This is a genomic window from Micromonospora sp. CNZ280 (assembly GCF_011759515.1).
This window is the reverse complement of record NZ_JAAOYP010000001.1, coordinates 2058208-2073231: the sequence shown is the minus strand read 5'-3', so window position 1 is coordinate 2073231 and position 15024 is coordinate 2058208. Positions and strand designations below refer to the sequence as shown.

Annotated in this window: 15 protein-coding genes and 1 tRNA gene; 6 read left to right on the top strand and 10 right to left on the bottom strand. The window is 72.1% G+C overall.

Annotated elements, in window-relative coordinates; all coding sequences use genetic code 11:
• Genes FHX32_RS09850 through FHX32_RS09830 form a run of 5 tightly spaced genes read right to left on the bottom strand, consistent with a single transcriptional unit; the run spans nucleotide 1 to nucleotide 5730 of the window.
• Complete coding sequence (locus FHX32_RS09850) at nucleotides 1-1500, bottom strand: peptidoglycan D,D-transpeptidase FtsI family protein (protein ID WP_167180425.1); 1500 nt, start codon at nucleotides 1498-1500, stop codon at nucleotides 1-3.
• A complete protein-coding gene (locus FHX32_RS09845) occupies nucleotides 1497-2987 on the bottom strand; it encodes an FtsW/RodA/SpoVE family cell cycle protein (protein ID WP_167180424.1) in 1491 nt (496 codons plus the stop codon). The genes FHX32_RS09850 and FHX32_RS09845 overlap by 4 nt, the downstream gene beginning before the upstream one ends.
• Before the next feature lie 26 nt (nucleotides 2988-3013).
• Nucleotides 3014-4453 (bottom strand): protein phosphatase 2C domain-containing protein, encoded by a 1440-nt coding sequence (locus tag FHX32_RS09840; protein ID WP_167180423.1) that lies wholly within the window; start codon nucleotides 4451-4453, stop codon nucleotides 3014-3016.
• A complete protein-coding gene (locus FHX32_RS09835; RefSeq protein WP_074315675.1) occupies nucleotides 4450-4935 on the bottom strand; it encodes an FHA domain-containing protein FhaB/FipA in 486 nt (161 codons plus the stop codon). The genes FHX32_RS09840 and FHX32_RS09835 overlap by 4 nt, the downstream gene beginning before the upstream one ends.
• Before the next feature lie 6 nt (nucleotides 4936-4941).
• A complete protein-coding gene (locus tag FHX32_RS09830; RefSeq protein ID WP_167180422.1) occupies nucleotides 4942-5730 on the bottom strand; it encodes a DUF3662 and FHA domain-containing protein in 789 nt (262 codons plus the stop codon).
• Between the two features lie 226 nt (nucleotides 5731-5956).
• On the opposite strand from FHX32_RS09830, the gene FHX32_RS09825 reads away from it, so the two are divergent.
• From FHX32_RS09825 to FHX32_RS09815, 3 genes are all read left to right on the top strand, one after another.
• A tRNA-Leu gene (locus FHX32_RS09825) sits at nucleotides 5957-6042 on the top strand.
• Between the two features lie 69 nt (nucleotides 6043-6111).
• Entirely contained in the window at nucleotides 6112-7227 is a 1116-nt protein-coding gene (locus FHX32_RS09820; protein ID WP_208418026.1) for an NAD-dependent epimerase/dehydratase family protein, read from the top strand.
• Nucleotides 7224-8030, top strand: a complete 807-nt coding sequence (locus FHX32_RS09815) for a WecB/TagA/CpsF family glycosyltransferase (RefSeq protein ID WP_167180420.1) — start codon at nucleotides 7224-7226, stop codon at nucleotides 8028-8030. The genes FHX32_RS09820 and FHX32_RS09815 overlap by 4 nt, the downstream gene beginning before the upstream one ends.
• Before the next feature lie 64 nt (nucleotides 8031-8094).
• Here FHX32_RS09815 and FHX32_RS09810 read toward each other — a convergent pair whose 3' ends face one another.
• Entirely contained in the window at nucleotides 8095-9969 is a 1875-nt protein-coding gene (locus FHX32_RS09810; protein ID WP_167180419.1) for a S8 family serine peptidase, read from the bottom strand.
• 224 nt (nucleotides 9970-10193) lie between these two features.
• Here FHX32_RS09810 and FHX32_RS09805 point away from each other — a divergent pair, with 224 nt between their 5' ends.
• Entirely contained in the window at nucleotides 10194-10856 is a 663-nt protein-coding gene (locus FHX32_RS09805) for a hypothetical protein (protein ID WP_486480984.1), read from the top strand.
• On the opposite strand, the gene FHX32_RS09800 is transcribed toward FHX32_RS09805, so the two are convergent.
• From FHX32_RS09800 to FHX32_RS09790, 3 genes are all read right to left on the bottom strand, one after another.
• A complete protein-coding gene (locus tag FHX32_RS09800) occupies nucleotides 10824-11231 on the bottom strand; it encodes a hypothetical protein (RefSeq protein ID WP_167180418.1) in 408 nt (135 codons plus the stop codon). The two genes, FHX32_RS09805 and FHX32_RS09800, sit on opposite strands and share 33 nt — an antisense overlap.
• A gap of 296 nt (nucleotides 11232-11527) precedes the next feature.
• The gene (locus FHX32_RS09795) at nucleotides 11528-11749 is read right to left on the bottom strand and encodes a DUF397 domain-containing protein (RefSeq protein ID WP_167180417.1); all 222 of its coding nucleotides are present in this window, start codon (nucleotides 11747-11749) and stop codon (nucleotides 11528-11530) included.
• Nucleotides 11719-12600 carry a Scr1 family TA system antitoxin-like transcriptional regulator gene (locus FHX32_RS09790; protein ID WP_167180416.1) on the bottom strand — a complete coding sequence of 294 codons (882 nt, stop codon included), beginning with the start codon at nucleotides 12598-12600 and terminating at the stop codon, nucleotides 11719-11721. The genes FHX32_RS09795 and FHX32_RS09790 overlap by 31 nt, the downstream gene beginning before the upstream one ends.
• Nucleotides 12601-13281: 681 nt before the next feature.
• On the opposite strand from FHX32_RS09790, the gene FHX32_RS09785 reads away from it, so the two are divergent.
• Nucleotides 13282-13572 carry a hypothetical protein gene (locus FHX32_RS09785; protein ID WP_167180415.1) on the top strand — a complete coding sequence of 97 codons (291 nt, stop codon included), beginning with the start codon at nucleotides 13282-13284 and terminating at the stop codon, nucleotides 13570-13572.
• Between the two features lie 99 nt (nucleotides 13573-13671).
• The gene (locus FHX32_RS09780) at nucleotides 13672-14103 is read left to right on the top strand and encodes a hypothetical protein (RefSeq protein ID WP_208418025.1); all 432 of its coding nucleotides are present in this window, start codon (nucleotides 13672-13674) and stop codon (nucleotides 14101-14103) included.
• 84 nt (nucleotides 14104-14187) lie between these two features.
• Here the strand turns inward: FHX32_RS09780 and FHX32_RS09775 are convergent, their stop codons facing one another.
• A complete protein-coding gene (locus tag FHX32_RS09775) occupies nucleotides 14188-14955 on the bottom strand; it encodes a PASTA domain-containing protein (RefSeq protein ID WP_167180413.1) in 768 nt (255 codons plus the stop codon).
• Nucleotides 14956-15024: the final 69 nt, after the last annotated feature.

Below are 15024 nucleotides of genomic sequence, written 5' to 3'. Positions count from 1 at the left end.
TCAGCGGCCCCCCGGGTCGGTGATCGCCGCTCGCATGATCTGGCCACCGATCCGGGCGGCCTCGGCGCTGCCACCCGCCTCCTCCAGCAGGACGCAGACCGCGGAGACCGGGGTGCCGTTCTTGTCGAGCGCGAAGCCGATGAACCAGCCGTGGTCGCGGGTCTGCGGGCCGGACTGGGCGGTGCCGGTCTTGCCGCCGACGGTGTAGCCGTTGATCCGCGCGTTGCGGCCGGTGCCCTTCTCGACCACGCTGACCATCATCTCCCGCAGGTCGGCGGCGACCTGGCCGCTGACCGGCTGGCGCAGCTCCCGCGGGTTGGCGGTGTAGTAGCTGGTGGTGCGGTCCGGGCCGAGCAGCTGGCGGACCAGGTAGGGCCGCATCTGGCTGCCGCCGTTGGCGACCGACGCGGCAATCATCGCCCCTTCCAGCGGGGTCATCCGGACGTCGCGCTGGCCGATGGAGGACTGGGCGAGCGCCGCCGGGTCGTCCCCGCCGTCGGCGTTCTGCATGTCGCCGGTACGGCTGGCCGCCACCGGGTGCCCGCCCTCGCCGAGCTGGCCGACGGTGAGGTCGTCCTGCTCGAAGCCGAACTGGCGGGCCTTCTCCTTGATGGCGTCGGCGCCGAGGCGGATGCCGAGCTGGGCGAAACCGGTGTTGCACGACTCGGTGACCGCTTCGAGGAGGGTGACCTGCGCCTCCGGGCAGATCGACGGGTCGGCGTTCCGGATCGGGGTGCCGGAGGTCGGCGGGGTGAAGCTGGCGCCGGCCGGGATCTGGGTGTTCTTGCCGACGCCGTTCTCCAGCGCCGCGGCCGCTACCACGATCTTGAAGGTGGAGCCGGGCGGCAGCACCTCGCCGAGCGCCCGGTTGCTCAGCGGGCGGTCCGCGTCCTGCTCCAGCTTGTTGTACGCCGCGGTCGCCGCCTTGGTGTCGTGGCTGGTCAGCGGGTTCGGGTCGAAGCTCGGCATGGAGACGAGCGCCTGCACCGCCCCGGTACGCGGGTCGATGGCGATCGCCGCCCCCTTGCTGACCCCCTCCTTGTTGTTGCGCAGCTGGTCGTACGCGACGTCCTGGGCACGCTTGGAGATGGTCAGCAGCACGTTGCCGCCGGCGGTCTGGTCGCCGGTGAACATGTCCTTGAACCGGTCGATGAAGAGCTGGTCGCTGGTGCCGGCGAGGAAGTCGTTCTCACTCCGCTCGATGCCGGTGTCCGCGAGGTTGACCGGCTTGTAGCCGAGCACGTGCGCGTACTTGGCGCCGCCCGGGTAGGTGCGCTGGTACTTCAGCTCGCCGTCGGTCTCCTTGCTGACCGCGAACGCGGTGCCGCCGGCCTCGATGTTGCCGCGCTTGCGCTCGTACTCGGCGACCTGGACCCGACCGTTGTAGTCGCTGGTGCGGTATTCGTCCGCCTTGTAGGCCTGGATCCAGTTCAGGTTCGCGAAGAGCAGCCCGAAGAGGATCATCACGACGACGCCGACCCGGCGCAGGGGTGCGTTCACGGCCTGATCACCTCCGTGGGAGCACCGTGCAGTTGCTCCGGCCGGCCGCCGGAGGGTCGGACCGGCCCGCCGCCGCCGGTGACCGGGCGGCGGGCCGCGTCGGAGACCCGCAGCAGCACCGCGATCAGCAGCCAGTTCGCCATCAGCGACGAGCCACCGGCGGAGAGGAACGGGGTGGTCTGGCCGGTCAGCGGGATGAGCTTGCTGATCCCGCCGACGATCACGAAGACCTGCAGGCCGAGGGTGAAGGCCAGGCCGCCGGCGAGCAGCTTGCCGAACGAGTCCCGTACCGCCAGCGCGGCGCGCAGCCCCCGCTCGACGATCAGCAGGTAGACCACGAGCAGCGCGGAGAGACCGAACAGGCCGATCTCCTCGCCGATGCCGGCGAAGATGAAGTCGTTCTGCACCTCGGGCAGCAGGCCCGGCTGGCCGCCGCCCGGCCCGGCGCCGAACAGCCCGCCGGTGCCCAGCGCGAGCAGCCCCTGCACCAGCTGGTAGCCGTCGTCGTGGGGGTCGGCGAACGGGTCCAGCCAGATCTGCGCCCGCAGGTAGAAGTTGGCGAAGGGGCCGCCGACGAGGTCGCCCAGCACGTACGCCAGGTAGGCGCCGCCGAAGAAGAGCACCAGGCCGATGAGTAGCCAGCTGACCCGTTCGGTGGCGATGTAGAGCGTCACCACGAACATGCCGAAGTAGAGCAGCGAGGTACCCAGGTCCTTTTCGAAGATGAGGACCAGGAGGCTGATCAGCCAGACCACCACGACCGGGCCGAGGTCGCGCCCGCGGGGGAAGTCGATGCCGAGGAACCGGCGGCTGGCCAGCGACAGCACCTCGCGCTTGCGCACCAGGTAGTAGGCGAAGAAGGCCAGCAGCGCCAGCTTGGCGAACTCGCCGGGCTGGATCGAGAACGTCTCGCCGAACTTGATCCACAGCTTGGCGCCGTTGATCTCCGAGTATCGGCTGGGCAGCACCGCCGGGATCATCACCAGCACGATGCCGGCCAGCCCCAGGGTGTACGCGTACCGGGAGACCGACCGGTGGTCGCGCATCAGGGCGAGCAGCCCGGCGGCCAGGATGACCGAGAGCAGCGTCCAGGCCAGTTGCCGGCCACCCGTGCCGGCGAAGATGGCCAGGTTCTCCCGGTCGGCGGGAAGCGCCTCCCCGAGGTCGAGCCGGCGCAGGAAGCCCACCCCGATGCCGTTGAGCAGGGCGACCGCCGGCAGCAGGGCCGGGTCGGCGAACGGCGCGAGGAACCGGATCACCAGGTGCAGGCCGAGGAAGACAGCGGTGAGCGCGGCGGCCGGGATCCAGAAGTCGGGGGTGACCGTGTCGAGCACCTTCGCCTCGACCATCGCCCCGTACGCGGCCACCAGACCCATCGCCAGCAGCAGCAGCGACAGCTCGGCGTTGCGCCGGGACCGGGCCAGGCGTACGCCGGGCTGCTCGCCCGTGGTGGCGGGCGAGGATGCCGGAGTGGCCGGTGCGGTCACGATCGTCCTCGGGTTCGAGCCGGCGCCTATTCGGGCGACCGGCAGGCGGCCGGATCCAGTGCCGGCGCGATGGTGTCGGAGGGCGGTGCGTCGGGCGTGCTGGCCGGCGCGGCGCTACCGCTCGGCGCGCCGGTGGGCGTCGGGCTGCCGGTGGCGGGACCGGGCGTCGCGCCCGGCGACGACGCGCCCGGGGTCGGCGTCGCGCCGGTGGCCGCCGCCGTCACCGTCGGGCTCGGCGGGCAGATCGGCTTCAGGTTCGGGTTCGTCGGGCTGTCGCTGGTCAGCTCGGCCAGGCGGCGCTCGGCGTCCGGCTCGCTCTTGGCCGGGATGCCCTGCTTGACCTGCTCCTGCGCGGCCAGGGTGAGATCGTCCAGCTCGGCCGGGCTGGTGGAGTGCACGGTGGAGAGGTCCATCCCGGCGATCTGGCCCTGGATGCCCCGGAACACCGCCACCTGGCCGTCCTCCGTCGCTCCGACGTAGTACTGCCGCTGGGTGTAGCTCCACCCGCCGAACAGGCCACCACCGACGATCACCAGCAACGCGAGCGTCATCGCTGCGGCGCGTACCGGCCGGTGCCGGCGGCGCTCCGGCTCGTCCTCGGCGGCCGCCGCCGGCTCCTCGGGAGCGGCGGGCCGGGGAGCGGACAGCGCCGAGGCCCGGGCCGCCGGGGTGGAGACATCGGCGGAGGTGGCCATGCCGCGGTCGCGGGCGGCGGCGCCGCCGACGATCGGGGTGGCCTCGACGATGTCCTGGTCGGTGGCGTCGGCGATGATCACGGTGATGTTGTCCGGACCGCCGCCGCGGAGCGCGAGCTGCACCAGCCGCTCCACGCACTGCTGCGGGTCGGCGTACTCGCGCATGGTCTCCGCGATGGTGTCCGCGCTGACCACGCCGGAGAGCCCGTCGCTGCAGATCAGGTAGCGGTCGCCGGGCAGCACCTGGCGGACGGAGTATTCCGGGTCGATGTCGCGGCCGTCGAGCGCCCGGGTCAGCAGCGAGCGCTGGGGGTGGCTGCTCGCCTCCTCGGCGCTGATCCGACCCTCGTCGACCAGCATCTGGACGTAGGTGTCGTCCTTGGTGATCTGCGCGAACTCGCCGTTGCGCAGCAGATAGGCACGCGAGTCACCGATGTGGACCATGCCCAGCTTGCTGCCGGAGAAGAGGGTGGCGGTGAGCGTGGTGCCCATCCCCTCCAGCTGCGGGTTGGCGTCCACGGTGTCGCGGAGCTGCTGGTTGGCGGTGCCCACCGCCGACCGCAGCGCGTCCACGAGGGCGTCCCCGGGGACGTCCTCATCCAGTGGCGCCATGGCGCCGATGACGATGTTGCTGGCGACGTCACCGGCGGCCATGCCGCCCATGCCGTCGGCGACGGCGAGTAGCCGCGGCCCGGCGTAGACGGAATCCTGGTTACCGTCTCGGATCAGACCGCGGTCGCTGTGGGCCGCATAGCGCAGGGTCAGAGTCATGGCCGTAATTCGAGGGAAGTGCGGCCGATCCGGATCGGCACGCCGAGGGGGACGGGGGTTGGTCCGGTGACCTTAGCGCGATCCAGGTACGTCCCGTTAGTCGAGCCGAGATCCTCGACGAACCACTGCCCGTCGCGCGGCACCAGCCGGGCGTGTCGCGCGGAGGCGTAGTCGTCGGTGATGACGAGGGTGGAGTCCTCAGCCCGACCGATGGTGATCTGCGCTTCACCGAGAGTGATCCGGGTGCCGGCCAGCTGACCGGCGGTGACCACCAGCTGGTGCGCCGCCCTGCCCCGCTTCACCTTCGCCGGCTTCGCCGCCTGCCCGGTCGACGCCCCGACCGCCCGGGGCGCGGCCACCAGCCGGCCCGACCGGGCGCCCGCGAAGAGATCGCGGCGGATGACGCCGACCACCGTGAACACGAAGATCCACAGCAGGATGAGGAACCCGAACCGGGCGACGGTGATGACGAGTTCCGGCAAGGCGGGTCAGCCGTCCACGCGGAAGGTCAGCGTCGTGGTGCCCAGCTGGATCATGTCCCCGGGGTTGAGCGCGACGGCGGAGACCCGCTGGCCGTTGACCATCGTGCCGTTGGTCGACCCGAGGTCGGTCAGCACGACCTGGCCGCCGTCGAAGTCCAGCCGGGCGTGTCGCCGCGAGATGCCGACGTCCGGCAGGCGCAGGTTGGCCTGGTCGCCGCGGCCGATCACGGTCGAGCCCATCTGGAGCGGGTAGGTGCGCCCGTCGCCGGAGACCAGCCGGACGTTGTGGCCGCCGCCGTGCCCCGGCGGGGGGCCGTAGCCGCCGCCCTGGTCGTAGGCGGGGTACGCGGGCGGGCCGGCGTCGTAGCCGGGCGCGGAGACCGGGGCGACCTCGCCGCCGGTGTAGACCTCGGCGGTGACCCGGAACATGCCGGTGTCCAGCCCCTCGCCGCGCTCGACCTCGACGATCACGTCGCCGTAGACCGTCCAGGCCTGCTCGCCGATGAACTCCGCCTGCGACTGGGCCAGTTCCTGGGCCAGCGCGGCGGCGTACGGCGCCAGCCGACTGTGGTCGTACGGCGAGAGATCGATCACGTAGCGGTTGGGCACCAACGTGCGCCCACCAGCCAGGATGGCCTTGTGCGCCTCGGCCTCCCGCTGCATGGCGTTGAGGATCTCCACGGGGTGGACCACCCCTTTGAAGACCTTGGCGAAGGCCCCTTCGACCAGGCCTTCCAGACGCTTCTCGAAGCGTTGCAGCACGCTCACCGGCTCCTCCTCGGGTCCCGAGGACATGATGGTATCCGGCCGGGGCGCGCGCAGCTCACACGCCGCTCGGCCGGCTGGCGCCCGCCCGTTCGGACGGGCCGATGTTGTCGTGCTACTCTTTCGTCCGCCACGAACGGTAACCGCTCGACGAACGGTAACCGGTCGCGGCAGACGACCGGAGCCGGGTAACCTGGCCGGGCCCCGCTGGAGACAGCAGGACCGGCACAGACTACAGTGTTCGAGGTCGAGCCACGGGGAAGTGGCGGAATGGCAGACGCGCACGGTTCAGGTCCGTGTGCCCGAAAGGGCGTGGGGGTTCAACTCCCCCCTTCCCCACCAGATGACGACGAGGGCTCCGCAGCGATGCGGAGCCCTCGCTCCGTATCGGGGCGTGCCGTACGTCACGCTATGCTCCGATGGTTTCTGCCTCCGATGGACCAGGAGTGGCGTGTGAGTGTCGCGTTCGTGACCGGGTCGGGCGGGCTGATCGGCTCCGAGGCGGTCCGGCACTTCGCCGGCCTCGGTCTCGACGTCGTCGGCATTGACAACGACATGCGGCAGGAGTTCTTCGGCGAGGAGGCGTCGACCGCCTGGAACGTCCGGCGGCTCACCGACGAGCTGGGGAGCGCGTACTCGCACCACAGCATCGACATCCGCGACCGGGACGCGCTGGCGAAGCTCTTCCGCCGGTACGGCACCGACATCGCCGTGGTGGTGCACACCGCCGCGCAGCCCTCGCACGACTGGGCGGTGCGCGACCCGTTCACCGACTTCGACGTGAACGCCGGCGGCACCCTCAACGTGCTGCAGAACGTCCGCGAGCACTGCATCGAGGCGCCGGTCATCCACTGCTCCACCAACAAGGTCTACGGCGACCGGCCGAACAGCCTGCCGCTGGTGGAGCTGGAGACCCGCTGGGAGATCGAGCCCGGGCACCCGTACGAGCAGGGCATCCGCGAGGACATGTCGATCGACTCCTGCCTGCACTCGATCTTCGGCGCCTCCAAGGTGGCCGCGGACGTGATGGTGCAGGAGTACGGCCGCTACTTCGACATGCGCACCGCCTGCTTCCGCGGCGGCACGCTGACCGGCCCGGCCCACTCGGCCACCGAACTGCACGGCTTCCTCGGCTACGTGATGCGGGCCAACATGGAGCGCCGGACGTACAAGATCTTCGGCTACCAGGGCAAGCAGGTGCGGGACGCGATCCACAGCTCGGACGTGGTCTCGGCGTTCGAGGCGTTCTTCCGCAACCCGCGCTCGGCGGCGGTCTACAACCTCGGCGGCGGCCGGCACTCCAACACCTCGATGCGCGAGGCCTTCACGCTGGCCCAGGAGATCACCGGCCACGAGATGATCTCCGAGTACGTCGAGGCGAACCGGATCGGCGACCACAAGTGGTGGATCGGCTCCAACGAGGCCTTCCAGGCCGACTACCCGGAGTGGAAGCAGGTCTACGACGTACCCATGATCATGCAGGAGATCTACGAGGCCAACGTGGACAAGTGGGTGCCCGGAGCATGACCGCGAGCCGCAAGCGGAACGTCCTCGGCGTCCTGGTCGATGCCACCGACTACGCCGCCGCCACCGAGCAGGTGGTGGCCGCGGCTCAGGAACGCCGGCCGCTGGCGCTGACCGCGCTCGCCGTGCACGGGGTGATGACCGGGGTGCTCGACCGGGCGCACAACGCGCGGCTGAACTCCTTCGACGTGGTCACCCCGGACGGCCAGCCGGTGCGCTGGGCGCTCAACCTGCTGCACGGCGCCGGCCTCACCGACCGGGTCTACGGCCCGACGCTGACCCTGCACGTGCTCTCCCGGTTCGCCGACGAGGGCCTGCCGGTCTACCTCTACGGCTCCACCGAGGAGACCCTGTCCCGGCTGATCCCCGCGCTGGAGCGGATGTTCCCGGCCCTCAAGATCGCCGGGGTGGAGCCGTCCAAGTTCCGCGCCGTGCGGCCCGGCGAGGACGTCGAGATCGCCGACCGGATCAAGGCCAGCGGCGCCCGGCTCGTCCTGGTCGGGCTCGGCTGCCCGCGCCAGGAGGTCTTCGCGTACGCCATGCGGCCGCTGCTGGACATGCCACTGATGGCGGTCGGCGCGGCCTTCGACTACCACGCCGGGCTGCTGCGCAAGCCACCGCCGTGGATGCAGCGGGCCGGCCTGGAGTGGTTCTGGCGGCTCGGCCTGGAGCCCAGGCGGCTCTGGCACCGCTACCTGGTGCTCAACCCGGCCTACCTGAGCCGGTTGTTCGGTCAGAAGACCGGGCTGTGGAAGGCCACCCCGCCGCCGCCGGCCACCGAGCGTCCGGCCGGCTTCGCGGTCTGACGCCGCCGCCGACGTACGCGCGAGGGCCCCTCCCCGGTAGGGAGGGGCCCCGCACGGCCGCTGGTCAGAGGGTCAGCGTCCAGGTGTTGATGTAGCCGGTGTCACCGCCGTAGACGTCCCGCACCCGCAGCTGCCAGGTACCGTTCGCCGCCTCGCTGGACAGGTTCACCGTGTAGGTGGTGTTGACGTTGTCCGCGCTGTCCCAGAAGCTGCTGTTCTTCAGCCGGTAGGACGAGCCGTCCGGGGCGACCAGGTCGATCACCAGGTCACCGCGCCAGGTGTGCACGATGTTCACCGCCACCGTCGAGCTGGACGAGGCGTTGCGGGCGCAGCCGGAGATGGTGATCGGGCTGGAGACCGTGGCGCCGGTGTCCGGGATCGCCACGTCGGTGCCGTTGCTGCCGGAACAGCCGCCGCCACCGGAGCCGGTCACCGTCAGCGTGTACGTCGCGGTCCGGGTGCCCGAGGCCGCGCTGCCGGTGACGGTCACCGGGTAGGTGCCGGGCGGCGTGCTCGCCGAGGTGCTGATGGTCAGCGTCGACGAACCACCCGAGGTCACCGTGGCCGGGTTGAACGAGGCGGTCGCGCCGGACGGCAGGCCGCTGGCGGAGAGGCTGACCGACTGGGCCGAGCCGTTGGTGGTGGCGGTGCTGACCGTGGTGGTCACCGAGCCGCCGGGCGCGGTGGAACCGGAGGTCGGCGAGACCGAGACGGAGAAGTCGTTCACCGGCGGGGTGCCGTCGTTCACCACGTAGAGCAGCCGGTTGGGGGTGCCGGTGCCCGGGTTGGTCACCACGTTCGGGGTGGCGTTGTTGACCAGGCTGTCGCGCACCTGCTGCGGGCTCCACGACGGGTTCGCCGAGAGCACCAGCGCCGCGGCGCCGGCGACGTGCGGGGACGCCATCGAGGTGCCGCTGATCGTGTTCGTGGCGCTGTTGCCGGTGTACCAGGCGGACGTGATGTTGACGCCCGGCGCCAGGATGTCGACGCAGGTGCCGTAGTTGGAGAAGCTGGCCGCGGCGTCGTTGTTCTGGGTGGCGCCGACGGTGATCGCCGAGGCGACCCGGGCCGGCGAGTAGTTGCAGGCGTTCTGCCGGTTGCCGAAGATGTCGCCGTTGCCGGCCGCGACGGCGTACGTGATGCCGGAGTTGATGGAGTTGGTCACCGCGGTGTCGATGGAGCTGTTGGCCCCGCCGCCGAGGCTCATGTTCGCCACGGCCGGCTTGACCGCGTTCGCGGTGACCCAGTCGATGCCGCCCACGACCTGGGCAATGGTGCCCGAGCCCTGGCAGTTCAGCACCCGTACGCCGACGATCTGGACGCCCTTGGCCACCCCGTACGACGAGCCGCCGACGGTCCCCGCGACATGCGTGCCGTGGCCGTTGCAGTCGTCGGCGGAGCCGCCGTCCACCGCGTCGAAGCCGGAGACCGCCCGGCCCCCGAAGTCGTTGTGCCCGTACAGCACGCCGGTGTCGATGACGTAGGCGCGCACGTTGGACGCCGTGTTCGGGTAGGTGTACGAGTTGTCCAGCGGCAGGTTGCGCTGGTCGATCCGGTCCAGACCCCAGGACGGGGGGTTGGTCTGGGTGCCGGAGAGCGTCACGGTGTGGTTCTGCTCGACGTACGCCACCGCGGGGTCGGCCGCGATCCGCGCGGCGGCCTTCGCGCCGACCCGGACCTCGAAGCCACGCAGCGCCGCGCCGTAGGTGCGCGCCACGGTGCCGCCGTGCCGGCCGACGAGCCGCTGGGCGTTGTCGCCCACGGCGCTCCGCCCGACCGCGCTGTCCTTGAACACCACGATGTAGCTGTCCGCGACGGCGGTGTCCCCGCCGGCACTGCGGATCACCCCGACCGGTTCGGCGGCCATCGCGGGCGTGGCGGCCGCCACCATCGCCAGCGCGGCCACCCCGACGAGTACGGACCTGTGTGGAAGAGCCATCTTCCTACCTCCCTCCTCCGACCAGCACCGACCGTCCACCCGTTCGTGGCGGGTTGATCGATGGATGCCAATCGGTCTGAGGGTAGATCGGCGCGGAGAGACAGATAAACATGTCGAATCGTCAATAACATCGGAGGGATGGATCCCCTACGGGATGCGACTACGGGCCGAACGGGGGGCCGGCCCGGATTCGCCCGGCCCCCGAACGGGCAAGGCTGTCAGACATGGAGAGCCATCTCGCCGTGCTGCTGCCGGTCGCCGCCGTCTGGCTGGCCGCCGGGTACGTCGCGGACGGGCTGCCCCGGATCGACCGCGCCCACGCCCTGCGCCGGCGGGCCGGCTGGTCGCTCGTCCTCACTCTGACCGGGCTGGGGCTGACCGCGGCGGTGCTGACCGCCGGGCTGTCCAGCGGCGGGGCCACCATGGCGGACCGGGCCGCCGGCAACCTCGCTCTCGCCGCCGGACCGGCCGCGCTGGTCGCGCTCTTCGCCGTACGCCGGCTGCGCCGGTTGTGGGCCGGCGCGGGCGCCTTCGCCGCCGCGCCGGACACGCCCGCCCCGCACGGCCTGCGGGCCGCCGCGGCGCATCCGATGATCGGGCTGCCGTTGCACGTCACCGGCCTGGCCACGGTGCCGGCACTGCTCACCGCGGGTGGCGCGGACCTGCTCGTGGAACCGGGCGTGACCGGTCCGGCGATCACCGTCGGCGCGCTCTGCGTCGCCGTGCTCGGGGTGCGGCACGCGCTGCGGCACAACCGCCTGGCCGAGCGGGCGTTGCCGGCGGAACCGTTGGCGCCGGCGGGCTGGGCGGTGCCGGTCGAGCGGATGACGCTCGCCGAGCCGGCGGAGCCGTCGTCAGCGGGAGCGGCCGGCCCCCTGCACGTATAGCAGTTCCAGGATCGCCCGGGTCGCCTCGAACCAGCGGTCCAGCCAGCCGGGCGGGGGCACGCTGCCCTTCGGCGGCAACTCCATCAGCAGGCCGCGCAGCAGCGGGTGGTCGGCCAGCGACTCGTTCGGCTCCATCGACCAGCCGCCGGGCGGAAACGAGGGCTCGGTGAGCGGGTTCGGATCCAGCGACGGCAGGGAGAGCGGCGGGCCGGCCTGCTCGGGGGCGGCGGGCGTGGCGTCCCGGCCGGCGTTCTCGGTGTCGGTCGACACCACCTCGGTCAGCACGGTGTCCCGGCGCGCTCCCCGGTACTTGCCACCGAACCGCTCCGGCTTGCCCGGACCGTTGCTGAGGTTCTCTGAACCGATCGTCGTCATCCGTCTCGCCTGCCTAGCTCGGTTGTCGATCCGCGGCGGGTTGTCGACCAGCGCCGTACCGAGGGGTACAACGAGACGGGACCGATGTGGCGACGGGAATCCCGGAGGCGGGGTCACGTCCGAGCGGCGGGGCGGCACCGCGCCCGCCGGCACGGTGAGGCGACCCACCCGGCGCTTCGGTGCGCCGATGGGCCTCGGCGGCCCGCACGCCGCGGCCGTCCCGCGCCGGTCCGGGCACGGTCGGATCCCCGTCCGGCGGACCGGACGGGAACCCGCCGTCGGTGTCACGCCGGTGGTCAGTCCCGGCCGAAGCCGCCGCGCTTGGCGCTGTCGACGAAGGCGTGCCAGTCGCCCGGGGCGAAGACCAGGGCGGGACCCGTCTTGTCCTTCGAGTCCCGGACCCCGACCGCCCCGGTCACGTACGCCACCTCGACGCAGTTGTCACAGTTCGGCCCGCTCTTCGAGCTCTTGAACCAGGTTGCCTGCATCAGGTCCACGGGGAACCCTTTGGTCGCCATTTCCACAACGGCTCCTCTGCCAGTTTCGCGATGTGTGCGATGGACTCCTCCGGACGGATGGCCGCCGCGCGGATGTGATCGAAGATGAAGCTGTACTTCTGCAGTTCGTCACTCTTCTCCAGGAAGAGCCCACCCGTGGCGTTCTCCGCGTACACGACATCCGGATCACCGGGCTCGGGGAAGCTGAGGATCGTGAAGGTGCCGTCCATGCCGGCGTGCGCCCCCACCTCGAACGGCAGGATCTGCAACGTCACGTTCGGCAACTCGGCCACCTCGACCAGCCGTTTCAGCTGGCCACGCATCACTTCGTCCCCGCCCACCGGCCGGCTCACCACCGCCTCATCGAGCACCACCCACAGATCGACCGGATCATCCTGAGTCAGCAACGACTGGCGGCCCAGGCGGACACGGACACGTTGTGCGACCTGGTCGGCGCTGAAGTCCGGCCGGGCGGCGCGGATCATGGCACTCGCGTACTCCTCGGTCTCCAACAGACCGGGGACCACCTGCTGCTCGTACGCCCGGATCGAGCTGGCCGCCGCCTCCAGCCCGACGTACGCCCCGACCAGCACCGTGCTGTACGGGTGCCACCAGCCCTTCTGCCGGGCCTCCCGGGCGATCTGCACCAGCTCGTCGCTCTCGGCGCCGACCACGCCGTAGATCCGGAGCATGTCCCGCACGTCCCGCGGGGTCGCCGTGGTGTGGCCGGTCTCGATCCGGGAGATCTTCGACGCCGAGCACTCCAGCTGCTCGGCGACGGCCTCGATGGTGATCCCGGCCGACTCCCGTTGCCGGCGCAGCTCCGCACCGAGCCGGCGGCGCCGGATGGTCGGACTGCGCCGCTCGCTCACGACCGCACCTCGGTTCGCCACAGGGTTCGCCGGAGCGGGGCACCGCTCGCGCTCAGGATCGCACCCTCGGCTGCCGTTCCGGACCGCTCGCTGCCCCTCACCGGTACACCTCCGCGTGGACGCGCCGCTGTCGCCCGCCCGCCGGGGCGCGACCCTGGGCAGCGGGCGAGGCGTTCGCGGCAGGGGGTGGTGCCGGTCGTCGGCCGGCCGCGACGGGCGAAACCGGCCCTCAGTGTGCCGTTTGGACGCCGACGGCTTCAAGCGTCGTGACGCGCGAGCCGCTCGCGTATCGGCAAAAGTCGACGTGCAACTTGCATGTCGCACGTGTGTGATGCACTCTGTCCGTATGGCACGGGTCACTCACCGTCAAGATCGCTCGTCCGGAGCGGTGACCCCACCAGCGCCCGGAAACCGGACGGTGATCGTGCCCGACCTGCGACAACAGGATCTGCCCCGGGCTGATGACCCCGCCGCTGCACGCCAGCAGGCTGCGGCGGCGGGTGCGGTGCCCGGGAGCGATCGGGTGTTGGTCGGGTGGCGGCACGCCACCAGCGGGCACCGCCCGACCACCACCACCCGCACCCGCCGGCCCACCAGGCACGACCCCGTCGCCCGGCCGGAAACCTTCCCCCGACCAGCTCCGCCGGCCCGTCCGCCGGCCAACCCTCCCCAGGAGTCCATGTGCTTCCCCGCTCCGGTGACGTACTGCACGTGACTCGCGCGGCGAGTGTCCAGTTCCTCAGGCCCATCATGTTCCGGGTGATCCGGGTGCTCGACTGGCCGACCTACGACGGTTGGCTCTGGCTCGACGGCTACGAGTTGAACGCGGCGGGGGACGCGGTCAACCGGCGGTCGATCTTCGTACAGCGGCAGGGGCTGCGCCAGCTGCGGGCCGCCCCGGAACCCCGCCCGCACACCGTGCGTACGGCCGCCCGCAGGCCGGTCGTCCGGACCCCGGTCCGGGTGGGCTGACCTCCCCGAACGGCCGCCGGGGGGCGTGCCGCCGCCATAGAATCGGTACGCCCACCCCGGCAGGTTTCCACCCCGCGCGTCCAGGACCCCGAACCTGGGATGGTCATGGTCAATCAGTCCGCCGCGCGGCGGCCCCACCGCTCCCGTATCGCCTACGCCTTCGGAATCCTGGCGCTGTTCGGCGCCGCGACCACGCTCGTGGTCGTGGTCCGCGACCCCGCCCTGTCGTCCACCCGACTGACCGATCCGGTCCCGGCACCGGAGATCACCGTGATCGGCGAAGACCCGTCGGCCGAACCGCACGACGAGTACGACCCGTTCGCGTTCGACCAGCCCGACCCGCCGGCCACCGACCCGGCGCCCGACTCCGGCGGGCCGGTCGCCGCCCCGCCGTCGGGCGCCGAACCGGCGGCGGCCGGCGGGCACACGCCGGAGGACATCCGCCGCTCGCTGTTCTGGTCGGGCGTCCTCGGGCTGGCCATCTCGCTCGCCGGCCTGGGGTTGGTGGGCACGAGACGCCGAATGTGGTGACCGGACCGCCGGCCGGACCACCGCGGCCCGCTGGCCTCCTCGGTCGGGACCGGGCCAGTCCGTCTGGGGCGGGCCAGCCGCGGGTCAGTCCGCCGGGGTCGGCTCGGTGGTCGGCTCGCTCGGGCTTGCGGTCGGCGTCGGCCGGGCCCGGGACACGGTCAACGTGACCTCCTCGCCGGCCGGCACCGCTTCGCCCGCGGCCGGCTCCGTGTCGATCACCGTGCCGGCCGGCCGGTCCGACGCCCGGTACTCGACCCGGTGATCCAACCCGAGCCGGTCCAGGATCGCCTCCGCCGCCTCCTGCTGCAGACCGACCAGCGGCGGCACCGGCACCTCGACCGGTTCGCTGGTCGGCGGCGCGGAGGGCGACCGGGTGGTGGGCTCGGCGGTGGCCGGCGCGGGCGTGGTCGGGGCGGTACGGGTCGGCGACACCGACGGGGTCGGGCCCGGCTCCGTCCCGTCGTCGGCCGACTGGAGGGCCAGCCACAGCCCGGCGCCCAGAACGGCGAGCAGCAGCAGCACGACCACGCCCCAGAGGATCGGCAGCCACCAGCGCCGGCCGGTGTCCTCGGCGTACCACTCGCCGCCGCCCGGCTGGTAGTCGGCCGGTCTGGGCGGCGGCACCTCGGCCCGCCCGGACCACGCCGCCGGGCCGGGACGCCCGGTCGGCGGCAGCGGAGCGGTCTGGTCCGGCGCGGCCGGTTCGGGCGGCTGCGCCGCCGTCCGGTCCGCCGGGCCGGGCAGCCGCTGCGTCCGGTCGACGGGCTCCGGCCCGCTGGCCCGGTCGTCCGACGGCGGCAACGGTCGGGTCTGGTCGTCCCCGACGGGCGGCTCCTGCCGCTCGTCGCTCATGCCGGCACTCCGCTTCGCTGCGTGCCGACATGAGGCACCCACGCGCTGTGCCGATGATTCGCTCGCTGC